A 22,969-nucleotide genomic window follows, 5' to 3' on the forward strand; every position below is an offset into this window, starting at 1 on the left:
CTTTCGCGCGTTGCGCCTAAAGCAGCGGGTCGATGAGCGCAACCTGCTGCGCGAAACGCTGCTTGTCCTCGCCCTGCAAGGAATCGCGATGCGGCAAGTCGACGGTAAGCGGATCCTGCGCGACCTGATCGACGTGCACCTCATAGTGCAGATGCGGACCCGTCGCCCAACCCGTCGCGCCCACATACCCGATCACCTGCCCTTTGCTCACCGTCTGCCCGACCTTCAAGTGCTTCGCGAAGCGCGAAAGATGGGCGAAGGTCGTGGAGTAAGGGCCGAAGTTCTCGAGCTTCACGACCTTGCCGTAACCCGTCTGCCAGCCGGCGAACGTCACGGTGCCGCGCGCGGTCGCGTGAACGGGCGTACCGACGGGCGCCGCGAGATCGACGCCTTCGTGCGGCTGCACGCGATGCGTGACCGGATCGAGCCGTCGCATCGAGAAATGCGAAGACACGCGCGAGAACTTCACGGGATAGCGCAGGAACGATGGCGCGGCAGCATGACCGTCGGCCGAATAGTAGAACGCCTTGCCCGCGAGGTTCCGGTAGAGAAAGAGATCGTGCGAGACGTTGCCGTTCGAGATCCGGATCGCGACCGGCGTGTCGTCTGAAGACGCTGTGTTCTGTGGCGCTGCACCGGCATTCGCAGCGCTCACGTCGCTTGCATCATTTGCTTCGCTCGCGCCGTTCGCACCGTCTTTGTCATCGCGAAACACGAAGCGTATTTCGCTTCCGCGTTGCAGATCGCGCCGGAAATCGAGCCGGCCCGAGAAGGCGCGCGCCAGCCTCGCTGTCGTCGCCGCATCCACCCCGAGACGCTGGGCCGCCTCGGAGAAGCTGTGCTCGACCACGGCGGTCTCCACGCGAAACGCCGGCGCGCTTGCGCTCGCGGGCGCCGCGCTGGCCGCCGCCTGCGACGCCGCATCTTGCGCCGGCGCCGCGGGCGTCATCGTCGCCGCGTCGGCAAGCGGATCGTCGGCGGCAACTTCCGCATGTCGATGGGCGAGCCACGCGGCGCTCGTCAAACCGATTGCTGACACAACGATGAGTTTCCCCGCCAGGCCCGGGGAGGCCGCTATTGCACGAAAAGCCATGAATCGAATGACGAATTGCAGAGCAGAGAAACGCGCACGCGTGCCGCGCTTCTCGAGGTGAAATCGGAAGTGAGATCGATGGCCGCATCGTTGAACCGGCGAGCATCGATGATGCGAAGCGCTTCAAATTAAATGGCCTTTCTTAAACGAAACTTAAGATCGCACAAAGAGCGGAACATTCTGCCGCAGTGCCTCGATGCAGTACCGGGAACGCCGCTTGCTAAAGCCCACGATGCAGAAAACGCGTACCTGTACGTCACTTTCTGTCACTTTTAAGAAACGGGAAATGCTACCGAAATATTTTTATCCGGATAACTGATTAATTTCCCGAAATGACATGCCGAATGCAACCCAACCTGTTATACGTCAACTCGCGATCGTTCCCCAAGGTAGACGCACCTAATCGAATGATCTATACTCATCTCGTTTCGATCACAACGAAGTCGTTCTCGTGCGCATTGAGATACCCGGTCCACGCTAAAGGGCCGCTGTGTTGCAAGCGCCATTCAAATGGGCCTCCGGCCCTCGCGTAGCGGTTCAACGCCGCCGCATCCAAGCCGTCATCAGGCGGTTTCCTGCTCCAGCGCGCATCGATCTGCTCGGTGCCGTTGAGTTGAACATGATAACCAGAAGAACGCCATAAAAGCGCGTTCATACCACTGCGGCCACGTCGCCATCGTGCGCGGGCGGACTGGTTTTTGCCCGCGTTTTTGCCCGCTTTTTTGTCCGTTGTTTTCGTCGGTTCCAATCGCGGCCATGCCGGGATCACGAACTTCCTTCGCGGCGCCTTGAGCATCCTCATGGGCGTCCCCGCTGCGCAGCGTTGCGCCGCGCGGCAAAAAAACAAGGAGGCGTACCTTCATGACTCGACGCTCTGCCCTGCTCGCGGGCAGCCTGATCGTCCTTGCCCTCATCGCGTGGGCCCTCTCGCGCGCCATCGGCGCCGATACGTGGCAAAGCCACGCAGGCGACCTCGCTTACTACACCGGGCGGCACCTGCTGCTCGTCGGCTATTCGATGGCGCTCGCCATCGTGGTCGGCGTGCCCGCCGGCGTGCTGCTCAGCCGGCCGCGCTTCGCGCGCCAGGCCGAACGCTTCATGCAGATCTTCAACGTGGGCAACACGATTCCGTCGCTCGCGGTGCTCGCCATTGCACTCGGCGTGTTCGGCATCGGCGACATTCCCGCGATCGTCGCGCTGTTTCTCGCGTCGCTGCTGCCCATCACGCGCAATACGTATGAGGGCGTGAAGAACGTCCCCGGCGCGCTGCGCGAAGCCGCGCGCGGCATCGGTATGACGGGCTGGCAATCGCTCACGCGCGTGGAATTGCCGGGTGCGCTGCCCATCATCGTGGGCGGCGTGCGCACCGCACTCGCCATCAACGTGGGCACGGCGCCGCTCGCTTATCTGATCGGCGCGGACAGCCTCGGCTCGCTCATTTTCCCCGGCATCTATCTGAACGATCAGCCCTTGCTGCTGCTCGGCGCCGCGTTCACGGCCGCGCTCGCGCTCGTACTCGACGGCGTGGTCGCCGCCGGCAGCCAGCAGTGGCTCTCGCGTCACGGAGGGCTCGCATGATGTTCGCGTCACCCTTCAAATCCCTGCGCCGCTTCGTTCGGGCCTGCGTGATCGGCACGGCGCTCGTTGCCGCCGCCACGCCTGCGTTCGCGCAGCCCAAGCTCGTACTCGGCGCGAAGAACTTCACCGAGCAATACGTGCTCGCCGAGGTCACGGCGCAATACCTGCGCGCGCGCGGCTATACCGTGGAGGTGCGCTCCGGCCTCGGCAGTACGCTCATGCGCAGCGCGCTGGAGAACGGCCAGTTCGACCTCGTATGGGACTACACGGGCACGGCGGCGCTCGTCTACGACAAACTGACGGACAAGCTTTCGCCCGAAGCGATGTACGAGCGCGTGAAGGCGCTCGATGCGCCGCGCGGTCTAGTCTGGCTCAACGCCTCGCCACTCAACGACACGTATGCAATCGGTCTGCCGAGCAAGTTCGCCGAGGAAACCGGCATCACCACTGTCTCGCAGCTTGCGCAAAGGTTGAAGACGGACCCCGACGCGAAGCGTTACGTGTTCGGCATGGACGCCGAGTTCGCGAATCGTCCGGACGGTCTCAAGCCACTGCTCGCCACCTACAGCATGAGCTTTCACCGCTCGCAGATGAAGCAGATGGACCCCGGTCTCGTCTACACGGCGCTGCATAGCAACCAGCTGAAGATCGGCCTCGTCTACACGACCGATGGCCGCGTAAAGGGCTTCGGCATCGTGCCGCTCGAAGACGACAAGCACTTCTTCCCGCCGTACAACGCCACGCCCGTGGTGCGCAAGGAAGTGCTCGAGCGCAATCCCAAACTGGCCGCGCAGCTCAACGCGCTGTCCGCCGCCCTCAATAACGACGTGATGCAAGACATGAACAAGGCCGTCGATCTGGACGGCAAGCCCGCCCAGCAGGTGGCGGCGGAGTTCCTGCGCACGCATTCGCTCCCCTGAAGGAGGCCAGGCCATATGAACGTATTCGACTATCTCGCTTCGAGCTGGCCCGAGCTGCTGCAGCTCACGCTCCAGCATCTCTACCTCGTGGGCATCGCCGTGGGCTGCGCGATCATCGCGGGCGTGCCGCTCGGCGTGCTCATCAGCCGCCACGACTGGCTCGCGGCGCCGCTGCTGGGACTGGCGACCATCATCCTCACGCTGCCCTCCATCGCGCTGTTCGGCCTGATGATTCCGGTGTTCTCGCGCTTCGGCCAGGGCATCGGCGCGCTGCCCGCCATCACGGCGGTGTTCCTCTACTCGCTGCTGCCCATCATGCGCAACACCTACCTCGCGCTGCGCAACGTCGATGCGGGCATCAAGGAGGCCGGCACCGGCATCGGCATGACGTCGTGGCAGCGGCTGCTTCTCGTCGATTTGCCGCTGGCCGTGCCCGTGATTCTCGCGGGCGTGCGCACGGCGGTCGTGATGAACATCGGCGTGATGACCATTGCCGCCGTGATCGGCGCGGGCGGCCTCGGCACGCTGATCATTCGCGCCATTGGCCAGAGCAGCATGATGAAGCTGCTCGTGGGCGCCGTGCTCGTGAGCGTGCTCGCGATCGTCGCCGACCTGTTGTTGCAGATGCTGCAGCGCGCATTGACACCGAAAGGAGTACAGAAGACATGATCGAACTCGACCAACTGACGAAGACCTTCACGCAGAAAGGCGGCCAGGCCGTACGCGCCGTCGATTCGGTGAGCCTTTCGGTGGCCGAAGGCGAGATCTGCGTGTTCCTCGGCCCCTCGGGCTGCGGCAAGACCACCACGCTCAAGATGATCAACCGGCTGATCGAGCCGACCTCGGGCCGCGTGCTCATCAACGGCGAGGACACCACGGGCCTGAACGAAGTGGACCTGCGCCGCCGCATCGGCTATGTGATCCAGCAGATCGGCCTGTTTCCGAACATGACGATCGCGGAGAACATCACGGTCGTGCCGCGCCTGCTCGGCTGGGACAAGAAGCGTTGCGCCGAGCGCGCGGCGGAACTGATGTCGATGGTCGCGCTCGACCCGAAGCTGTATTTGAAGCGCTATCCGCGCGAGCTTTCGGGCGGCCAGCAGCAACGTATCGGCGTGATTCGCGCGCTGGCCGCCGACCCGCCCGTGCTGCTCATGGACGAGCCGTTCGGCGCGGTCGATCCGATCAATCGCGAGGCCATCCAGAACGAGTTCTTCCAGATGCAGCGGCAACTGAAGAAGACCGTCATCATGGTCAGCCACGATATCGACGAGGCGATCAAGCTGGGCGACCGCATCGCGGTGTTCCGGCGCGGCAAGCTCGTGCAGTACGACCATCCCGATACGCTGCTCGCGCGCCCGCATGACGACTTCGTCGCGCAGTTCGTGGGCCAGGACAGCACCCTCAAGCGCCTGTTGCTCGTGAAGGCGGGCGACGCCGCTACGCAGCCCGAAACGGCGCGTGCCGAAACGCCGCTTTCGCACGCGTTCGCCGCGATGGACGAAAGCGACTCGCGCTACCTCACCGTGCTCGACGACGCGCAGCACGCGCTCGGCTTCGTGGCGCGCCGCGCCGCGCGCGGGGCCGAAGGCGTGTGCGGCGATCGCATCACGCCCTTCCCCGCCATCGTGTCGGTCGACGACAACCTGCGCATCGTGCTCTCGAAGATGTACCAGTTCCGCGCCTCGTGGATGCCGGTGCTCGACGCCGAGGGCGCCTACGTGGGCGAGATCACGCAGGATTCGATCGCCGACTATCTGAGCTCGGGCCGCTCGCGGCAGCAGACCGGGCAGCCGCCGAGCGCGGCGATGCGGCCGGCGGCTGCCGCCGTGTGAGCCGCAGGACGCGCTAGAACGTGGTGCGCAATCCGACCATGACACTGCGCCCGCCCTCGGGCGCGATGTCGCGCACCACGGAGCTGGCATAGCGCACGTCCTGATTCGTGAGATTGTCGCCGCGCACATATGCGAGCCAGTTCGCTGCGCCCACATGGAATTTGTAGGTGAGCGCCAGCGCGAGCGTGGTGTAGCCGGCGGTCGGCAGATCGTCTTCTGGCACGCGGTGTTGTGCCCATGCGCGCACCAGTTCGGCGTGCGCGCCGAACGGGCCGTAGCCGTAGTCGGCGTTGAGCGTCGCGCGCAGCGGCGCAATGCGCGGCAGCGGCGCACCCGTGTCCACGTTGCGCGCGTGCGTGTAGTCGGCGGCCAAGCCGATATCGAGCCGATGCGCGCCGCGCTCCAGCACGCGCCAGCGCCCTTCCAGTTCCACCCCATAGAATTCCGCGGGCACGCCGCGATAGACGGCCTCGTTGAGCGCATCCGCGGTGCCGGCGGGCACGGGCGTGTCGTCGTCGTCCACGAGGCGGCCCGTGTTGTACTCGGTGAGGTAATTGCGAAAACGGCTGTAGAACACGCCCGCGCTCGCCTTGTTCGGGCCGCTCGCGTAGCGCAGCGAAAGATCCGTGGATACAGCCTTTTCCTTCTGCGCGTCGGGGTTGCCGATCAGATACTGGCCGGTCGCGTCGTGGGGGCCGTTTGCGTAGAGCTCGTAGAAGGTCGGCGCGCGCTCGGTGTACGCCACGTTGCCGACCATCGACCATACTGGTGTGAGCTTGTAGAGCGCGCCCGCCGAGAGGCTGCCCGCGTTGAAGTCGCGCGCCAACACGCCCGCGAACTTCGTGCCGTCTTCGCCCGCCACCGGATCGAGCTTCACATGCTCGATGCGCGCGCCCAGACTCAGCTTGAGCGCGGGCGTCACATTCCATTCTTCCAGTCCGAACAACGCGACATTGGTGGTTTGCGTGGTCGGCACGAGCGCCTCGTCGCCCAGCGCCGAGAAGGTGTTCTGGCTCACCTGCACACCGAACGCGCCCTGCAGCGGTCCGAGTGTCGCGTGGCGCGCTTCCAGGCGCGCTTCGTAGCCGTGATTGCGGAACGTCGTGCTTGTTTCGCCGTTGTCGATCTCGCGATGTTCGTAGTCCGTATAACCGAAATCGAACTTGAGCTGGCTGATCGGCCCCTGCAGGTTGCGCACCTCGGAAGCGAGCGCCACATGGTCCTGATGCATGCGCAACCGCACATCGTCTTCGGCCACGGAGCCGTAGTTCGCGTCGAAGCTGTTGTAGGAGATGCCCGCGTAGCCGTCGGCCCAGGTGTACGAGGAGCCGACCGCGCCGCCGTGCCAGCGGCCGTCGCTGTTCGGGATGCTGCCGTAGGGCTGGGCAGCATCGGGACCGTCCAGCGCGCGTTGCTGCGCCGAGTGCGCGTATCCGGGAATGCGCTGGTTGCTCGTGTCGCGGGCGAAGGCGTCCACGTGGAAGGCGAAGCCGCCGTTGCCGCCTTCCACCTGCGCCGCGCCGGCGCGCGCGTCGTTCGCGCCGCCGTAGCTCGCGTCCACCGCGCCGGTGACGCCCGAAACCGGCTCGCGCGGAATGCGGTTGTCGATCGTGTTCACGACGCCGCCGATCGCATTGCCGCCGTACAGCAGCGCGGCCGGCCCGCGCACGATCTCGACGCGCTCGATCGAGAGCGGGTCCTGCGGCACCGCGTGGTCGTACGACAGCGACGAAGCGTCGAACGCGGCCACGCCGTTCTGCAGCAGTCGGATGCGGTCGCCGTCCATGCCGCGAATGATCGGACGCCCGACCATCGGACCGTAGGTCGTCGTGGAAACGCCCGGTAGCCCGTTGAGCGTTTCGCCGAGCGAGTTGGCGCGGCGCAGGACGAGCGCGTCACCGTAGAGCGCCGTGGAAGGCGCCGTGAGCGCGATGCTGCCGAGCGGGTTCGCGGTGACGAACACCGGCGCGAGCGTCGCGACGCCCTGCTGGGTGTCGCCAGCCACCGCATTGGCATCGTTCGTCGCCGGCGATTGGGCATGAGCCAGCGCACCGCAGAGCGCGAGCGGCAAGGGAGCGAGCGGCAGGACGCGCGCGAAGCGCAGCCCCGCCAGCAGCGCGGACAAGGACGTAAAAGGAATGGTCGCCACGATGGTTTCTTGTTTGCGTCGTTGGAGTGATGCGCGGCGGACGTCCGGGGCCCAGGGTGGACGCACGCCGCGCAGTTGTTGTGGCTGCAGCTCGACGCGAATGTTACGTTATAACATTACTATTTGGGAAGGGAATTTTGACGGATGGCTTTCAGCTCACAACCGCCATGCGCGCGCGGCGTTTTCGCAAACGTTGCCGATTACGCTGCGAAAACGCACGAACTTGCGCGCTATTTGCTCGCTCCGACTCAAAAGCCTCTCCATCGCCCTGAGGTCAAGAAGTACCTCTACAACAACGCGAAGATGCGATATGAGGAGGCCGAAGCAAATTTCCATCTGTTCTCGGGCGTGAGCGCCGCCATGGTCGCGCTCGGCCTGCTCGGCGCGGGCCTCGGCTGGGTGACGCTGCGCCGCGCGATCATGGAGCCGCTCAACTACGCGCTCAAGAGCCTCGATGAAATCTCCTCCGGCAATCTGAGCCAGGCCGTGCGCGCGCATGGCCGAGTTGCGCACATCGGTGCAGCGCGTGACCGCCATCATGAACGAGATCGCCTCCGCCTCGGAGCAGCAGCAAAGCGGCATCGAACAGGTCGACACCGCCGTCACGCAGATGGACGAAGTCACGCAGCAAAACGCGGCGCCCGGCGAGCAGGTGACCGCCGCGGCCCAGGCGCTCGACACGCAATCCACGAAGCTTGCCGGCACCGTACAGGTGTTCCGCGTGGCCTGAGGCCGGCGGCCCGCCGCGACGCGGGCGCTATCACGGCCTCTTATAATCGGAACTCGAAGCAGCGGCGGGCACAGTCATCCGCCGCCTTGCAAATCGATTTTCCGTACGCGAAGAGGAACGCCGCATGTATATCGCCATGAACCGCTTCAAGGTCGCGCCAGGCTCCGAGGCCGCATTCGAGGAAGTCTGGGCCACGCGCGACACGCACTTGAAGCAAGTGCCCGGCTTCATCGAATTTCATCTGCTCAAAGGCCCGCAGCGCGAAGACCACGTGCTCTATGCGAGCCACACGATCTGGGCGAGCCACGCGCACTTCGAAGACTGGACGCGCTCCGACGCCTTTCGCGCGGCACATCGAAACGCGGGCAACGCGGGCGGTGCAAACCGTCCAGTCTATTTGAGCCATCCCGAGTTCGAAGGCTTCGAAGTCGTGCAAACCGTGAAGTAGGCGCTGCACGCGAAGTCATCAAAAGAATCGGTAAATCTGTGCACGCGCTGCGCCAAAGCTACACGCTTGCAGCGCGCACCACCGCGGTGCCCCGCGCATCCGGCCCCTCTCCCCTCGTCTCCCCCTGCGCCGGGCCTCTTAGGCCCAAACCTTGCTTGATTGAAGCCCCTGCCCTCGCGCGCAACGGTGTTGGCGGCGCGCGCCCTCGCGCCCCCAACCGACGAGCCCATGAAGAAAAAAACCGCTACCCGCATCGTAGAAGGCCAGCCGTTCCCACTCGGCGCCACCTGGAACGGCCGCGGCGTGAACTTCGCGCTCTTCTCCGCAAATGCGACCAAGGTCGAGTTGTGTCTGTTCGACAAGAGCGGCCTGCGCGAACTCGAACGCATCGAGTTGCCCGAATACACCGACGAGGTGTGGCACGTCTATCTGCCCGAACTCGAACCGGGCGCCATCTATGGGTATCGCGTGCATGGACCGTACGAGCCGCAGGCGGGCCATCGCTTCAATCCGAACAAGCTGCTGCTCGACCCCTATGCGAAGGCGCATGTGGGCGCGCTGCGCTGGCATCCCGCAGTGTTCGGCTACACGATCGGCAGCCGCGACGGCGATCTTTCGTTCGACACGCGAGACAGCGCGCGCTATGTGCCGCGCTGCCGCGTGGTCGATCAGGGCTTCACTTGGCACCACCCGATGCGCGAGCGTGTGCCGCGCGAGCGCACGATCATCTACGAAACGCACGTACGCGGCTTCACGATCCGCCATCCCGACGTGCCGCACGAAGAGCGCGGCACCTTCGCGGGGCTCGCGCAAACGCCGGTGCTCGAATATATCCGGGGGCTTGGCGTGACATCCGTGGAGCTGCTGCCCATCCACACCTTCGTGAACGACTCGCACCTGCTCGAACGCGGTCTCACGAACTACTGGGGCTACAACACCATCGGCTTTTTCGCACCGGACCCGCGCTACTCGGTGGGCGCGCACGGCTCGATCGACGAGTTCAAGAACATGGTGGACCGCCTGCACCAGGCGGGTCTCGAAGTGATACTCGACGTGGTGTACAACCACACCGCGGAAGGCAGCGAACTCGGTCCGACGCTCTCGTTTCGAGGCATCGACAATGCTTCGTACTACCGGCTACCCGAAGATCGGCGCTACTACATCAACGACACCGGCACGGGCAATACGCTCAACCTCTCGCACCCGCGCGTGCTGCAGATGGTCACGGACAGCTTGCGCTACTGGGTGCTCGAAATGGGCGTGGACGGTTTTCGCTTCGACCTCGCGACGATCCTCGGGCGCGAGCCCTATGGCTTCGACGAAGGCGGCGGCTTTCTCGACAGCTGCCGCCAGGACCCGATTCTCGCGAGCGTCAAGCTGATTGCCGAGCCGTGGGACTGCGGGCCGGGCGGCTACCAGGTGGGCGGCTTCCCGCCCGGGTGGATGGAATGGAATGACCGCTTTCGCGACACCGCGCGCGCCTGGTGGAAAGGCGACGAGGGCAAGGCGCCCGAGCTCGCCACACGCCTGTGCGCTTCGGGCGACAGCTTCAACCGGCGCGGGCGGCGACCATGGTCGAGCGTGAACTTCGTCACCGCGCACGACGGCTTCACGCTGAACGATCTCGTTTCGTACAACGAGCGTCACAACGAAGCCAACGGCGAAGACAACCGCGACGGCCACGGCGACAATCTGTCGTGGAACTGCGGCGCGGAAGGCCCGACCGACGACCCCGAGATCCGCGCGCTGCGCGAGCGCCAGAAGCGCAACTTCCTCGCCACGCTGCTGCTCTCGCAGGGCACGCCGATGCTGCTCGCAGGCGACGAATTCGGCCGCACGCAGCGCGGCAACAACAACGCGTATTGCCAGGACAATGACGTGAGCTGGGTAGACTGGGAGGGCATCGACGACTCGGGCCGCGCGCTCGCCGACTTCGTGCGCAAGCTCACCGCGCTGCGCCATGCGCTGCCGGTGCTGCGACGCAACCGGTTTCTCATCGGCGAGCACAACGCCACGCTCGACGTCACCGACGTCGAATGGCTCTCGCCCGCCGGCGTACCGCTCGCTCAGGAGCAGTGGGACGATTCGGCGATGCGTTGTTTCGGCGTGCTCATCGATGGACGATCGCAAACGAGCGGCATCATGCGCCTCGCCTCGGATGCGACCATGCTCATCGTGTTCAACGCCTATCACGACGTGGTGGAATTCACGCTGCCCTCCGTACCGGGCAACGATCAGTGGAGCTGCCTCATCGACACGAACATGCCCGTGCGCGACGAACTGCCCGAATTCGAGGCGGGTGATATCTACCAGGTGACGGGTCGTTCGCTGCTGCTGTTCGCGCTGCACGCGCGTGGCGCGACGCAACGGGTGTTCGACCGGCTCGAGGAAGACCTCACGGGGTGAGCGACAGGCTTTTTCGCGGATTGGCGGCGAAGCCGCCAATCCGTCGTGTGGCGTGTCGCGGGACTGACAGTTAGTTGCACAATACAGAGAATAGCGAGCGCCTCATCGCAGCACCGCCGACATCGCCGACAGGCTATTGAGCGTGCGCACAAGGGCCTCGGCGGTTGGCGCCGCGAACCGGATCACGCAGCCCGCCGTGCGCTCGACGCCGGGCCACTGTGCAAAGAGATCGGCCAGCGCATTGGTCTGCGTATGCAGCTCGCATGTGCGCATACGCGGCGCCGCACACGCGCGGTCCCACCATTCGCCGTCGCGCGCGACCTGCCCGGCGGCTTCGCGCGCCGCGTCGCGAAGCCGTTCGCGGCTCGCGGCGGGCGTCAGCAGGTCGCCGCTCGCGTGGCCGCCGGCGCGCTTCACCACCACGAACTTCGCATCGGGAAAAGCGGGCCGCGTTTCGCCTTCGAACACATCGTCACCGCTGAGCAGCGCCACGCGTGCGCCGTATTCCTGCGCGAGCGCACCATACAGCCCCGCCTCGCCCGTCGCCACGCCATCGACGAGCACGCGCGCGAACGCAAAGCTGTTGATGGTGTGCGCGAGCATGCCGCGGCTTTGCGCCATGGCGTGATAGCCGATCATGAACACGAGCGCGGGCCGGTGCTCGAGGCCTGCCATCATGCCGAGCATGCGCGGCTTGCCGAGTATCACGCGGGCGCGCGCGTCGATCTCGTCGAGCAGCAGGTTGTTGAAGCCGCCATGCGAGTCATTGACCCACACCTCGCTCGCCCCGCCCGAAAACGCGCCTTCCACGGCCGCGTTCGCTTCGAGCGTCATCCAGCGGCGCGCCTGCTCGTACTCGGCGTTTCCTGCGCGCGTTTGCTGAACGTTGAAGACGCCGCCGATGCCTTCGATATCGACCGAAATGAGGACCTTCATGCTTGCGCTCCGCCTGCAAGCAGATCGGCGAGATCGGGCGCCGCGTCGCGCAGCGCGAGACGCACGTGGCCATCGCGGCCGTGCACGGTGCTCGCGCTCCACAAGGCGTCGAGAATCGCCTGCTCGACGCAATCGGCGCTCGCCTGAAACAGCGGATCGAGCTGCGAGTCGGCGAGCAGGGGCGGCAACGCGTGGGTCGGCGCGTCGTGCGCCAACGTGTATGCGGTGCTGAACGCCATGGCGATATCGCCGCTGCCGTGCCCATAGACGGACCCCGTGCGCGCGAGACCCGCCGCCGCGCGCATCGCAACGCGCCGAAGGTGCCGCGCGTCGAGCGGCGCGTCCGTGGCGATCAGCATGATGATCGAGCCCTTCTCGGGCTCCTGCGTCGCGCGATTGGGCGCCGCGCGCGCCGCCAGCTCGCGCCCCACGGGCACGCCGCCGATCGTGAGCATCGGCAGGCGGCCAAAGTTCGCCAGCACGAGCGCGCCCACGGTGTACTGCAGGGCCGCCGCCTGCACTACGCGTGACGCCGTGCCGATGCCACCCTTCAGGTCGAAGCTCGACATGCCGCGCCCCGCGCCTGCGCTGCCACGCGCGAAGTCGGCATACGCAGCGGCGCAGGCCGCAACATAGTGTTCTTCATGAACCGCCAGCGCCTGGATATCGTTCAGATACCCGTCGTTGCACTCGAACACGACCGGATTGACGGTCGGCAAGCCGCACCCGATTTGCGGATTCGCCGCGACCGCTGCGCGAATCTGCGCCTGGGCGAGCGCGCCCACCGCGAACGTGTTGCTCAGCGCGACCGGCGTTTCGAGGACGCCCAGCTCTTCGAGCTGCATGAGCCCGATGCTCTTGCCGAATCCGTTGATCACACAGGCGCCCGCCGGCACCTTCTCGCGAAAGAGGTCGCCGCCATGCGGCAGCAGCACGGTCACGCCGGTTTGCACCTCGCCCGCATCGAGCGTGCAATGGCCGACACGCACGCCGCTGACGTCGGCAATCGTGCCCGTTGCGCCGCTCGCCAGTGTGCCGACATGCGGCGCGGTATCCCCACGATAGCCGCTCATGCGCGGTCCAGCTTCGGGTCGAGTGCATCGCGCAAACCGTCGCCGAGCAGATTGAACGCGAGCACGGTGAGGAAGATGGCGAGGCTCGGGAACAGCGCGATATGCGGCGCGGTCACCATATCGGCGCGCGCCTCGTTGAGCATGGCGCCCCACTCCGGCGTGGGCGGCTGCGCGCCCAGGCCGATGAACGACAGGCTCGCCGCCGTGATGATCGACGTGCCGATCCGCATGGTCAGATACACGATCACGGACGACACGGTGCCCGGCAGAATATGGCGCATGACGATCGTCCAGTCCGACGCGCCAATGCTGCGAGCCGCCTCGACATACGTGAGGTGCTTGAGCATGAGCGTGTTGCCGCGCACGAGCCGCGCGAACGCCGGAATGCTGAACACCGCCACCGCACAGACCACGTTGATCATGCCGTTGCCGAGGATCGCCACCACGCCGATGGCGAGCAGAATGCCTGGGAATGCGAACAGCACGTCGGCCACCCGCATGGTGATGCGGTCCCACCAGCCTTCGTAGTAGCCCGCGAGCAAGCCGAAGAACGTGCCGACCACGGCGCCCAGCGCCACCGAAAGAAAGCCCGCCGCGAGCGAGATGCGCGTGCCCGCGAGAATGCGGCTGAAGATATCGCGGCCCAGCGCGTCCACGCCGAACCAGTGGGCCGCCGAAGGACCCGCGTTGAGCGAGTCGTAGTCGAAGTAATTTTCCGGATCGTAAGGCACGAGGTGCGGCGCGAACACCGCGATCACCACCAGCAGCAGCACGAATGCGCCCGCGCCGAGCGCGACATGCTGCTTGCGGAACTTGCGCCAGAATTCGCGCCACGGCGTGCGGATCGCTTCGTCCTCCGCGCGTACGGCTTCGTTTAGGGTCGTGCTCATGGCGGGCTCACCTGAATCGAATGGTCGGATTGATGACCGCGTACAGCACGTCCACGATCAGATTGATGACGATGAACTCGAGCGAGAACAACAGCACTTCGGCCTGAATCACGGGGTAATCGCGCATCGCCACCGAATCGACGAGCAGCCGCCCGAGGCCCGGCCAGTTGAACACCACCTCCACGACAATCGAGCCGCCCAGCAGGAAGCCGAACTGCAGGCCCATCATCGTGACGACGGGAATCATCGCGTTGCGCAGGCAATGCTTGATCACCACCCATTGCTCGGCCACGCCCTTCGCGCGCGCCGTGCGCACGAAGTCCTCGTTAAGCACCTCGACGAAGGAGGCCCGCGTGAAGCGCGCCATCACCGCCGCCACGGCCGCGCCGAGCGTGACCGACGGCAGCACGTAGCTGCGCCACGAACCGTCGCTCACCACGGGCAGCCAGCCCAGGTGCACCGAGAACAGCTCCATGAGCGCCATGCCGAGCGCAAACGCCGGAAACGAAATACCCGACACCGCGAGCGCCATGCCGATGCGATCGGGCCAGCGATTGCGCCACACGGCCGAGACGATGCCGATCGCCATGCCGAACACCACCGCCCAGACCATGCTGGTGAGCGTGAGCAGCAGCGTGGGCATGAAGCGCTCGCCGATTTCGGTGACGACCGGGCGCTTGCTGCGCATGGAGACACCGAAGTCGCCGTGAGCGATGCGCACGAAGAAGTGGAGGAACTGCTGCGGCAGCGGCCGGTCGAGGCCGAGGTCGGCGCGCACGAGCGCGACCGTGGCGTCGTCCGCTTCGGGACCGGCCGCGAGGCGCGCCGGGTCGCCCGGCAGCAGGTGCACGAACAGGAACACCAGAACCGCGACGATCAGGAGCGTCGGCAGCAGACCCAGCGAGCGTTTGACAATGAAATTCAGCATGAGCGCGTTACTGCATCGGGGCGTGCGCGCCGCGCCGGACCCATCGGTTCCGGCGCGGCGCGCAACGCATTAGCGAATCGAGATCTCGTCGAAGTTGAACGAGCCGTCGGGCGCCACATACGCGCCGGCCAGGCGCTTGCTGCGGGCGTACACGACCTTCTCCTTCACGAGGAACACCCACGGGGCGTCGGCCCAGATACGCTTTTGCGCATCGGCGTAGAGCGCCGTCTTTTGCGCGCGGTCCGTCGTTTCGAGCGCCTTCGCGAGGTCCTCATCGACCGCCGTGTTCTTGTAGTACGCCGTGTTCATGAGCCTGGGCGGCCACGATGCCGAAGCGAGCAGCGGCGAGATGCCCCAGTCCGCCTCGCCCGTGGACGACGACCAGCCGATGTAATACATGCGCACGCCCGCCGTTGCCGGGTCCTGCGCGCTTTCCACACGCGCGACCGCGGTGCCCGTTTCGAGCGCTTCGACGTTGGCCTTCACGCCCACCTGCGCGAGTTGCTGCTGCACGAACTGAATGGCCTTTTGCGCGGTCGAGTTGTTATACGCCGACCACAGCGTCGTTTCGAAACCGTTCGGGTAGCCGGCCTGCTTGAGCAGTTCGCGCGCCCTGGCCGGATCGTACGGCCAGGGGCCGAGCTTGACCGAGTAGTCCACGCCTTGCGGCAGCACGCCGTCCGAAGGCAGCGCATAGCCGCCGAACGCCACCTTGGCCAGCGCGTCCTTGTTGATCGCGTAGTTCAGCGCCTGGCGCACGAGCGGGTTGTCGAACGGCTTCTTCGCGGTGTTCAGGCTGATGTAGCGCTGGATGATCGAGGGCGTGGCGATCAGGTCCACCTTCGGGTTCGACTGGAACGCGCTCGCCTGCTCGAACGGAATGCGGAAGGCGAAGTCCGCTTCGCCGGTACGCATGAGCGCCGCGCGCGTGTTGTTGTCGGCCACCGGCTTCCAGTCGATCTCGTCGATCTTCGGGTAGCCCTTCTTCCAGTAGCCGTCGAACTTGTGCACGACGAGGTCGCCGGCCGGGTCCCACTTCACGAATGCGAACGGGCCAGTGCCCACCGGATGCAGGCCGATGTCCTTGCCCCACTTCTTCATGGCCGCAGGCGAGATCATCACCGCCGAGGGGTGCGCAAGCACGTTCACGAACGCCGAGAACGGCGCATTGAGCGTGACCTTCACCGTGTACGGATCGACCACTTCGGTCTTCGCGATGCGGCGGAACATGTTGTAGCGCTTCAGGTGATTCGCCGGGTCCGTCACGCGGTCGAAGTTCGCCTTCACCGCCGCCGCGTTGAAGTCGGTGCCGTCCTGGAACTTCACGCCCTCGCGCAGCTTGAAGGTATAGACGAGGCCGTCGCCGCTCACTTCATAGCTCGTGGCGAGCACGTTGGTGAGCTTGAGGTCCTTGTCGAAACCGAACAGGCCCTGATAGAACGACTTCGACACCGCCTGCGAGAGCGTGTCGTTGGCGTCGTACGGGTCGAGCGTCGAGAAGGTCGAATCGACGGCCATCACCGCGCGCTGTCCGGCGGCTTGTGCGGCAGGCGCGCCCGCGATCAGCGCGAGTGCGAGCGCGCTGCCCTTCATCCATGTTTTGACTTCTTTCATCAATCAGGTCTCCATAGCAATGAATCTTGACGACTCGGCGAAATATTCCAGCTGGACAGCGAACGATTGCGTGGCATGGCGGCGCGCTCAGTAAGCGCCGCCCACCCGATGCTTCGCAACGAAGTGACCGGGGCCGACCGCCACGAGCGGCAGGACCTGCGGCTCGTCGCCGGTTGCGCGAATCGGGCTTGGCAGTTCGTCGGCGGCGAGCACGCGCTTCGCGTGGCGGCGCGCCGGATCGGCGATCGGCACCGCGCCCATGAGCTTCTTCGTATAGGCGTGCTGCGGGTTCTCGAACACGGCGCGGCGCGGGCCGATCTCGACGATCTGCCCCAGATACATCACCGCGACGCGATGGCTCACGCGCTCCACCACGGCCATATCGTGCGAGATGAAGAGATACGCCACGCCCAGCTCCTGCTGCAGGTCGAGCATCAGGTTGACGATCTGCGCCTGCACGGAAACGTCGAGCGCCGACACCGATTCGTCGGCGATCACGACTTTCGGGTTCATCGACAGCGCCCGCGCGATGGCGATGCGCTGACGCTGGCCGCCTGAGAATTCGTGCGGATAGCGGCCCGCCGCCGACTTCGGCAAGCCCACGCGATCGAGCAGCCACTCCACGCGCGCCTGCGCCTCGGCGCCCTTCGCGATGCCGTGCACGAGCAGCGGCTCCATGATCGAGAAGCCCACCGTGAGACGCGGGTTGAGCGAGGCGAACGGGTCCTGGAAAATGAACTGGATATCGCGGCGCAACGTCCGCAGCGCGGGGCCCGTGAGGGTGCTGATATTCCGGCCGCCGAATTCGATCGTGCCGCTCTGGCTCTCGACGAGCCGCAGCAGCGAGCGGCCCGTGGTCGATTTTCCGCAACCGGACTCGCCCACCAGCGCGAGCGTTTCGCCGGCGTGAAGATCGAAGCTGACTTTTTCGACCGCATGCACGCGGCCCGTGACCCTGCCGAACAGACCGCTGCGCACGGGGAAGCGCGTGACGAGGTCGCGCACGCGCAGGACCGGCGGCGCGTTCGTTTCTGGCGCGTTCTCCGGAGGATTCGACGCCCCAACCGGGCCCGCCGCTTCGCTCATCGACAGCAGCGGAAACTTCTCCGGCAAGTCGGTGCCCTGCATCGCGCCGAGCTTCGGCACGGCGGCGAGCAACGCTTGCGTGTAGCGATGCGAAGGCGCAGCGAACAGCGCGTCGGATGCGCCCTCTTCCACCTTTTCCCCGCGATACATCACGAGGATGCGGTCCGCCACTTCGGCCACCACGCCCATGTCGTGCGTGATGAAGACCACGCCCATATCCATCTCGTCCTGCAGGCCGCGAATGAGCTGCAGGATCTGCGCCTGGATCGTCACGTCGAGCGCCGTGGTCGGTTCGTCGGCGATCAGGAGCGCGGGCTTGCACGAGAGCGCCATCGCAATCATCACGCGCTGGCGCATGCCGCCCGAAAGCTGATGCGGGAAGCGGTCCATCACGCGGCGCGCCTCGGGAATGCGCACGAGGTCCAGCAGGCGCAGCGTTTCGGCGCGCGCCTGCGCGGCGTTCATCTGCTGATGCAGCGCGATCGCCTCGCTGATCTGGTTGCCCACCGTGAAAACCGGGTTCAGCGAGGTCATCGGCTCCTGGAAGATCATCGCGATGTCCGCGCCGCGCACCGAGCGCATGGTCGAGGCACTGGCACGCGTGAGATCGAGCACGCTGCCGTTGCGGCGGCGCAGGTCGATGCGGCCGCCCGTTATGCTGCCGCCGCCGTGCTCGACGAGCCGTATCAGCGAAAGCGACGTGACCGATTTACCCGAGCCCGATTCGCCGACGATGGCGAGCGTCTCGCCCCGGTCGACGTGGAACGACAGATTGCGCACGGCTTCGAACGCGCCCGCGCCGCGCCTGAACGACACCGAAAGGTTACGGACTTCAAGCACGCGGTTCGGCGGCAGCGCGGCCTGTTCGCGGGCCGGCGCGCTATCAGGAGAGTGCGAGGACATCGGCACGATGAGGATTCCTTCGTTTGGTGCGCAAAACGATGCGCCTCTTAAGCGTAGATCGACGCAACGGGCGCTTCGCCCACGCGCGCGTAGCCGCGATACATGCCTTCGGTGTTGAACGGCAGGACGACGTTGCCCTGTGCGTCCACGGCGATCAGGCCGCCGCGGCCGTCGATGCGCGGCAACTGCTCCATCACGACATTCGTCGCTGCTTCGGAGAGCGAAGCACCGCGATATTTCATTTGCGCCGCCACGTCGTAGGCCGCGACCATGCGCATGAACATTTCGCCCGATCCTGTGGTGGACACCGCGCAGGTGGCGTCGTCGGCATAGCAGCCCGCACCGATCAGCGGCGCGTCGCCCACGCGGCCCACTTGCTTGTTCGTGATGCCGCCCGTCGATGTCGCCGCGGCGAGGTGGCCGTGCGCGTCGAGCGCCACCGCGCCCACCGTGCCGTATTTGCGGTTCGGGTCGATCGGCTCGTGCGGCAGGCTGTCTGCCGATGCGTTTGCAGCCGCCCTGGCTTCGAGCGTAGCGCCATCGTGATCGAGCACTGCGCGCGCTTCGCCGCGGGCGAGCTGCCACTGGCGGTAGCGCGCATCGGTGTGAAAATAGCCGGGATCGACGAATTCGAGGCCCTGGGCCGCCGCAAACGCTTCCGCGCCTTCGCCCGTGAAGAGCACGTGCTCGCTCTTCTCGAGCACGCGGCGCGCCGCCAGCACCGGATTGCGCACGCGCGTCACGCAGCACACGGCGCCCGCTTCGAGCGTGCGGCCGTCCATGATCGAGGCGTCGAGTTCATGCGTGCCCGCGGACGTGAAGACCGCGCCGTGGCCCGCGTTGAATAGCGGACAGTCTTCGAGCAGGCGCACCGCTTCCTCGACGGCGTCGAGCGCGCTGCCGCCAACGGCCAGGATGCGCTCGCCAGCCGCGAGAATGCCGCTCAGCGCGTCGAGATAGCGGGTTTCGACTTCGGGCGCCATCGAAGTGCGCAGGATCGTGCCGGCGCCGCCGTGAATGGCAATGACTGCGTTCGATTTCATGACTTCTTTTTCGTTGGGGAAGACGGGGCGCCAGGCGCGGCAGGCGCCTGCGCCGAGGTCGAACTGAGCCACGGCAGCACCGATTCGGTGATGGCCGCCGCGGCGACGACGGAATCCTTCGCGCGCAACGCCACGGCATCGCACAGCGCTTCGATGACGGCCAGCACCGCGGCTTCCGAGTTCGCCGCGAGGCGACGCTCGGAGCGGATCAGCAGCGTGAGATCGGCGAAGCGCGCGAGCGGCGAGTCGATGCTGTCGGTGAGCGCGAGCACGCGCGCGCCCAGCTTCGCGGCGTGGCGCGAGAGCTTGATCGTGTCGTCCACGTAGCGCGGAAACGCGATGCCGATCACCAGATCGTCCTTGTTCGCGCCGAGCAGCCTGCGCGCAGAATGCGTGGCGCCGCCGACCGAGGCGAGCGCCTGCACGTTGTCCAGGTACGGCAGCAGCGCGTTCTCCATGAGCCCGGCGAGAAACGCACTCGTGCCCGAGCCGATCACGTAGACGCGGCGAGCCGAGAGAATCGCGTCCACGGCGGCGGCCGCCGCTGCGCTGTCGATCGACTGGCGCGACAAACGCAGGTTCGACTCGGCCTGCTCCAGCGAGGCGCCAAACAGCTCGGCGCCGCTGGTCGGCGATTCCTGCGCGCTGCGCAGCCGCTCGACCGGCGCGAGCGTGGCCTCGAAGCCGCGCACGAGCGCCTCGCGAAACTGCGGATAGCCGTCGAAGCCGAGCGAGCGAGCGAAGCGGTTGGCCGTGGCCACCGAAGCGCCCACCGCGTCCGCGAGTTCGTCGATGCGCATGGTCGCGGCGTGGAACAGGTTCGCGAGCACGTACTCGGCCATGCGCCGGTGGCCCGGTGTGAGAACGGGCATCGCGGCGGTGATGCGCGCGACGATCTCGGCTTCGGGCGTGTCGGGAGTTGACGATCGGGTTGACATGCGCAAGCGGGAGTTGGGACGGCACAGCCGTAAATGAAATTACATGGGCGGATCTTAGTGAAAATTTATTTTCATCGCGCCCTGGGTTTACCCTATTCGAGCATAGCGAGGGGAAAATTAGCTTGATCGAGCACAACGAGGCGCGAAACTGTGCGCCTCGAACGCGTTGCTGGATTTTGGAGGGGGAAGCCGGAAAGACAGGTCGCCCGCAGGCGAGACAAGGGGCGCGGCAGCGCGTGGAGAGTAGCGCCGCACTTGGCACTTGGCACCCGCCAGACGCCAGACGCCAGCGGCAATCGAATCAGTCACATGAAAACGGAGCGTGCAGCTTCACGACGTCACCATCGCTTCAGCGCCCGGCGCCAACCGCCACGTATTGCGCCCCGCACGCTTGGCTTCGTACATGGCCGCGTCGGCGAGACACAGCGGATCGTCGGCCAGCGCCCTGTTCCCGGCTTCGACCGAGAGCATCGCGCTCGTTGCGTCCACCACGCCGGCCGCGCCTGTCACGCCAGTCAGCACGACGCCCACGCTCGCGCTCGTCTCGATCACGCGGCCCGCGACGACGAACGCCTTCGACACTTCACGGCACATGGCCGCCGCGATGCGCTCGCCGGTGCGCGCGTCGCTCACGCCGCGGCTCGCCACCACGAATTCGTCGCCGCCCAGGCGGCTCACCACGTCGCCCGTGCGCACGGTGGCCACGAGCCTGCGCGCGACCTCCCTGAGCAAGGCGTCGCCCACATCGTGGCCGTAGCGGTCGTTGATGGACTTGAAGCCATCCATGTCCATGAAGAACAGTGCGAACGGCTCGCCGCTCGCGCGCAGTTCGCACAGCGTCTCCTGCAGCGCGCGCCGGTTCGCGAGCCCCGTGAGCGGGTCGATCAGCGCGCCCTCGCGCAGGCGCTGCTCGGTGCGGCGCTGCTCGGTCACGTCGTGCGCCATCACGTAGAAGCCCGTCACCTTGCCTTCGCGCTTGGCCGGAATGTAGGTGGCCGACCATACGCGGTCGGCGTCGGCCCGATAGCGCACCTCGTCGCAAGTCACGCGCTCACCGGCCAGCGCGCGTGCGAAGAGCGGCTGCAACTGCTCGAACACTTCGGGGCGCAGCGTCTCGCTCAGGCTGCGCCCGCGCAGCGCCGCCGGCTCCGCGCCGAACACGCGCTTGAACGTCTCGTTGTTGAACTGGTAGTTCAGATCGCGATCGACCACGGCGATCAGCGCCGGCACGTTGTCGGTGATGGTCTGTAGCGCGTCGCGGCTGCGTCGCAGTTCCGCCGTGCGTTCGCGCACGCGCTCTTCGAGTTCGACGTGATAGTTGCGCAGCGCCTCCTCGCTCTTCTTGCGGCTCGTAATGTCCTGCACCGCCGCGATGAAATGCAGCGGCGCGCCCGACACATCGCGCACGAGCGACACCGCGAGATTGACCCACACGGCCTGGCCGTCGGGCCGCAGATAGCGCTTTTCGATCGCATACGTGGCCTGGCGGCCCGCGAGCAGTTCGGCCACCTGCGCGAGATCGGCGGCGATGTCGGCCGGGTGCGTGACCGAGGCGAACGTGCGGCGGCGCAGTTCGCTCTCCTCGTAGCCGATGATCTCCGAGAACTTCTGGTTCACGTCGAGAAAGCGGCCGTCGAGATCGACCACGGCCTTGCCGATCGGCGTTTGCTGGAATACGGTCCGAAAGCGCGCCTCGCTGATGGCGAGCGAACGGCGGTCGCGCTCGTGCGCCGTACGCGAGCGGTTCAATTGCCGGCGCAATTCCAGTTCGCGTTCGACGAGGTGCGCGAAATCCGCGAGTACGGCGGCCTGGGCTGCATCGAACGAACGCGGCTTTTCGTCGATCAGGCACAGCGTGCCGACCACCTGGCCGTCGGCGAGGCACAGCGGCGAACCCGCATAGAAGCGGATGTTCGGCGCGCCCGTGACGAGCGGATTGTCGAGAAAGCGCTCGTCGTCGAGCGCGTCTTCCACCACGAGCATGCGCTTGCTCAGCACGGCGTGGGCACAGAACGACACGCTGCGCGGCGTTTCGCACGCGGCCAGCCCGTGGTGCGACTTGAACCACTGGCGGTCTTCGTCCACGAGCGAGATCAGCACGATCGGCATGTCGAACGCGAACGCGGCGAGCCGCGAGATGCGCTCGAACGCCTCTTCGGGATCGGTGTCGAGTATGTCGAGTTGCCGCAACGCCCGAAGGCGGACGTCCTCATCCAGAGGAAGCGGAGCAGTGATCATCGTGTGGGGGGCCCGGCAGGACGGCTACGGTTGCGTGGCGCTTCCCGTACCGGCGCGCCTTAGGTGGGTTTACGGCCGGATCAGGCAAAAACTGAAGCGCGGGAATGCACGCACCACGCGTGCCGCGCCAGCCTTGCGCGCCAGGCATTTCCCCTACGCGG

The 22,969-nt window shown here is 66.1% G+C and carries 19 protein-coding genes and 1 pseudogene; 7 read left to right on the plus strand and 13 right to left on the minus strand.

Features of this window, described 5'->3' with window-relative positions; translation table 11 throughout:
• Positions 1-16: 16 nt before the first annotated feature.
• Positions 17-1,039 carry a peptidoglycan DD-metalloendopeptidase family protein gene (locus tag AB4Y44_RS19620; RefSeq protein ID WP_368700593.1) on the minus strand — a complete coding sequence of 341 codons (1,023 nt, stop codon included), beginning with the start codon at positions 1,037-1,039 and terminating at the stop codon, positions 17-19.
• 617 nt (positions 1,040-1,656) lie between these two features.
• Positions 1,657-1,956, minus strand: coding sequence for a hypothetical protein (locus AB4Y44_RS19625; RefSeq protein ID WP_368700594.1), 300 nt, complete (start codon positions 1,954-1,956; stop codon positions 1,657-1,659).
• Here AB4Y44_RS19625 and AB4Y44_RS19630 point away from each other — a divergent pair.
• From AB4Y44_RS19630 to AB4Y44_RS19645, 4 genes are read left to right on the plus strand one after another with little or no spacing between them, the layout of a single operon-like run.
• Entirely contained in the window at positions 1,955-2,671 is a 717-nt protein-coding gene (locus AB4Y44_RS19630; RefSeq protein ID WP_368700595.1) for an ABC transporter permease, read from the plus strand. The two genes, AB4Y44_RS19625 and AB4Y44_RS19630, sit on opposite strands and share 2 nt — an antisense overlap.
• The gene (locus tag AB4Y44_RS19635) at positions 2,668-3,591 is read left to right on the plus strand and encodes a glycine betaine ABC transporter substrate-binding protein (RefSeq protein ID WP_368700596.1); all 924 of its coding nucleotides are present in this window, start codon (positions 2,668-2,670) and stop codon (positions 3,589-3,591) included. Before AB4Y44_RS19630 ends, AB4Y44_RS19635 begins: the two co-directional genes overlap by 4 nt.
• Before the next feature lie 15 nt (positions 3,592-3,606).
• The gene (locus tag AB4Y44_RS19640) at positions 3,607-4,260 is read left to right on the plus strand and encodes an ABC transporter permease (protein ID WP_368700597.1); all 654 of its coding nucleotides are present in this window, start codon (positions 3,607-3,609) and stop codon (positions 4,258-4,260) included.
• The gene (locus tag AB4Y44_RS19645) at positions 4,257-5,426 is read left to right on the plus strand and encodes a betaine/proline/choline family ABC transporter ATP-binding protein (protein WP_368700598.1); all 1,170 of its coding nucleotides are present in this window, start codon (positions 4,257-4,259) and stop codon (positions 5,424-5,426) included. Before AB4Y44_RS19640 ends, AB4Y44_RS19645 begins: the two co-directional genes overlap by 4 nt.
• 13 nt (positions 5,427-5,439) lie before the next feature.
• Here the strand turns inward: AB4Y44_RS19645 and AB4Y44_RS19650 are convergent, their stop codons facing one another.
• Both AB4Y44_RS19650 and AB4Y44_RS19655 read right to left on the minus strand, forming a co-directional pair.
• Positions 5,440-7,566, minus strand: a complete 2,127-nt coding sequence (locus tag AB4Y44_RS19650) for a TonB-dependent receptor (protein WP_368700618.1) — start codon at positions 7,564-7,566, stop codon at positions 5,440-5,442.
• A gap of 165 nt (positions 7,567-7,731) precedes the next feature.
• The gene (locus AB4Y44_RS19655) at positions 7,732-8,115 is read right to left on the minus strand and encodes a hypothetical protein (protein WP_368700622.1); all 384 of its coding nucleotides are present in this window, start codon (positions 8,113-8,115) and stop codon (positions 7,732-7,734) included.
• Between AB4Y44_RS19655 and AB4Y44_RS19660 the strand changes: the two are divergent.
• The 3 genes and pseudogenes from AB4Y44_RS19660 to glgX form a co-directional block, all read left to right on the plus strand.
• Positions 8,072-8,305: pseudogene (locus AB4Y44_RS19660) on the plus strand (methyl-accepting chemotaxis protein); the annotation flags it as partial. The gene AB4Y44_RS19655 and the pseudogene AB4Y44_RS19660 overlap by 44 nt on opposite strands.
• A gap of 124 nt (positions 8,306-8,429) precedes the next feature.
• Complete coding sequence (locus AB4Y44_RS19665; RefSeq protein WP_069265901.1) at positions 8,430-8,753, plus strand: antibiotic biosynthesis monooxygenase; 324 nt, start codon at positions 8,430-8,432, stop codon at positions 8,751-8,753.
• A gap of 228 nt (positions 8,754-8,981) precedes the next feature.
• A complete protein-coding gene (glgX, locus tag AB4Y44_RS19670; protein ID WP_368700599.1) occupies positions 8,982-11,159 on the plus strand; it encodes a glycogen debranching protein GlgX in 2,178 nt (725 codons plus the stop codon).
• A gap of 102 nt (positions 11,160-11,261) precedes the next feature.
• On the opposite strand, the gene AB4Y44_RS19675 is transcribed toward glgX, so the two are convergent.
• From AB4Y44_RS19675 to AB4Y44_RS19715, 9 genes are all read right to left on the minus strand, one after another.
• On the minus strand, positions 11,262-12,095 hold the full coding sequence (locus AB4Y44_RS19675) for a M55 family metallopeptidase (RefSeq protein ID WP_368700600.1): 834 nt from the start codon (positions 12,093-12,095) through the stop codon (positions 11,262-11,264).
• Complete coding sequence (locus AB4Y44_RS19680) at positions 12,092-13,168, minus strand: P1 family peptidase (protein WP_368700601.1); 1,077 nt, start codon at positions 13,166-13,168, stop codon at positions 12,092-12,094. Before AB4Y44_RS19680 ends, AB4Y44_RS19675 begins: the two co-directional genes overlap by 4 nt.
• The gene (gene gsiD / locus AB4Y44_RS19685) at positions 13,165-14,058 is read right to left on the minus strand and encodes a glutathione ABC transporter permease GsiD (protein ID WP_368700602.1); all 894 of its coding nucleotides are present in this window, start codon (positions 14,056-14,058) and stop codon (positions 13,165-13,167) included. Before gsiD ends, AB4Y44_RS19680 begins: the two co-directional genes overlap by 4 nt.
• A 7-nt stretch (positions 14,059-14,065) precedes the next feature.
• On the minus strand, positions 14,066-14,986 hold the full coding sequence (gene gsiC, locus AB4Y44_RS19690; protein ID WP_368691109.1) for a glutathione ABC transporter permease GsiC: 921 nt from the start codon (positions 14,984-14,986) through the stop codon (positions 14,066-14,068).
• A gap of 69 nt (positions 14,987-15,055) precedes the next feature.
• A complete protein-coding gene (gene gsiB, locus AB4Y44_RS19695; protein WP_368700603.1) occupies positions 15,056-16,600 on the minus strand; it encodes a glutathione ABC transporter substrate-binding protein GsiB in 1,545 nt (514 codons plus the stop codon).
• A gap of 87 nt (positions 16,601-16,687) precedes the next feature.
• Positions 16,688-18,589 (minus strand): dipeptide ABC transporter ATP-binding protein, encoded by a 1,902-nt coding sequence (locus AB4Y44_RS19700; RefSeq protein WP_368700619.1) that lies wholly within the window; start codon positions 18,587-18,589, stop codon positions 16,688-16,690.
• 47 nt (positions 18,590-18,636) lie between these two features.
• On the minus strand, positions 18,637-19,632 hold the full coding sequence (locus tag AB4Y44_RS19705; RefSeq protein ID WP_368700604.1) for an isoaspartyl peptidase/L-asparaginase family protein: 996 nt from the start codon (positions 19,630-19,632) through the stop codon (positions 18,637-18,639).
• Positions 19,629-20,570 carry a MurR/RpiR family transcriptional regulator gene (locus tag AB4Y44_RS19710; protein WP_342922107.1) on the minus strand — a complete coding sequence of 314 codons (942 nt, stop codon included), beginning with the start codon at positions 20,568-20,570 and terminating at the stop codon, positions 19,629-19,631. Before AB4Y44_RS19710 ends, AB4Y44_RS19705 begins: the two co-directional genes overlap by 4 nt.
• A 330-nt stretch (positions 20,571-20,900) precedes the next feature.
• Complete coding sequence (locus AB4Y44_RS19715) at positions 20,901-22,808, minus strand: PAS domain S-box protein (RefSeq protein ID WP_368700605.1); 1,908 nt, start codon at positions 22,806-22,808, stop codon at positions 20,901-20,903.
• Positions 22,809-22,969 lie beyond the last annotated feature (161 nt).

The organism is Paraburkholderia sp. BR10937 (assembly GCF_040965695.1).
Taxonomy (GTDB): domain Bacteria; phylum Pseudomonadota; class Gammaproteobacteria; order Burkholderiales; family Burkholderiaceae; genus Paraburkholderia.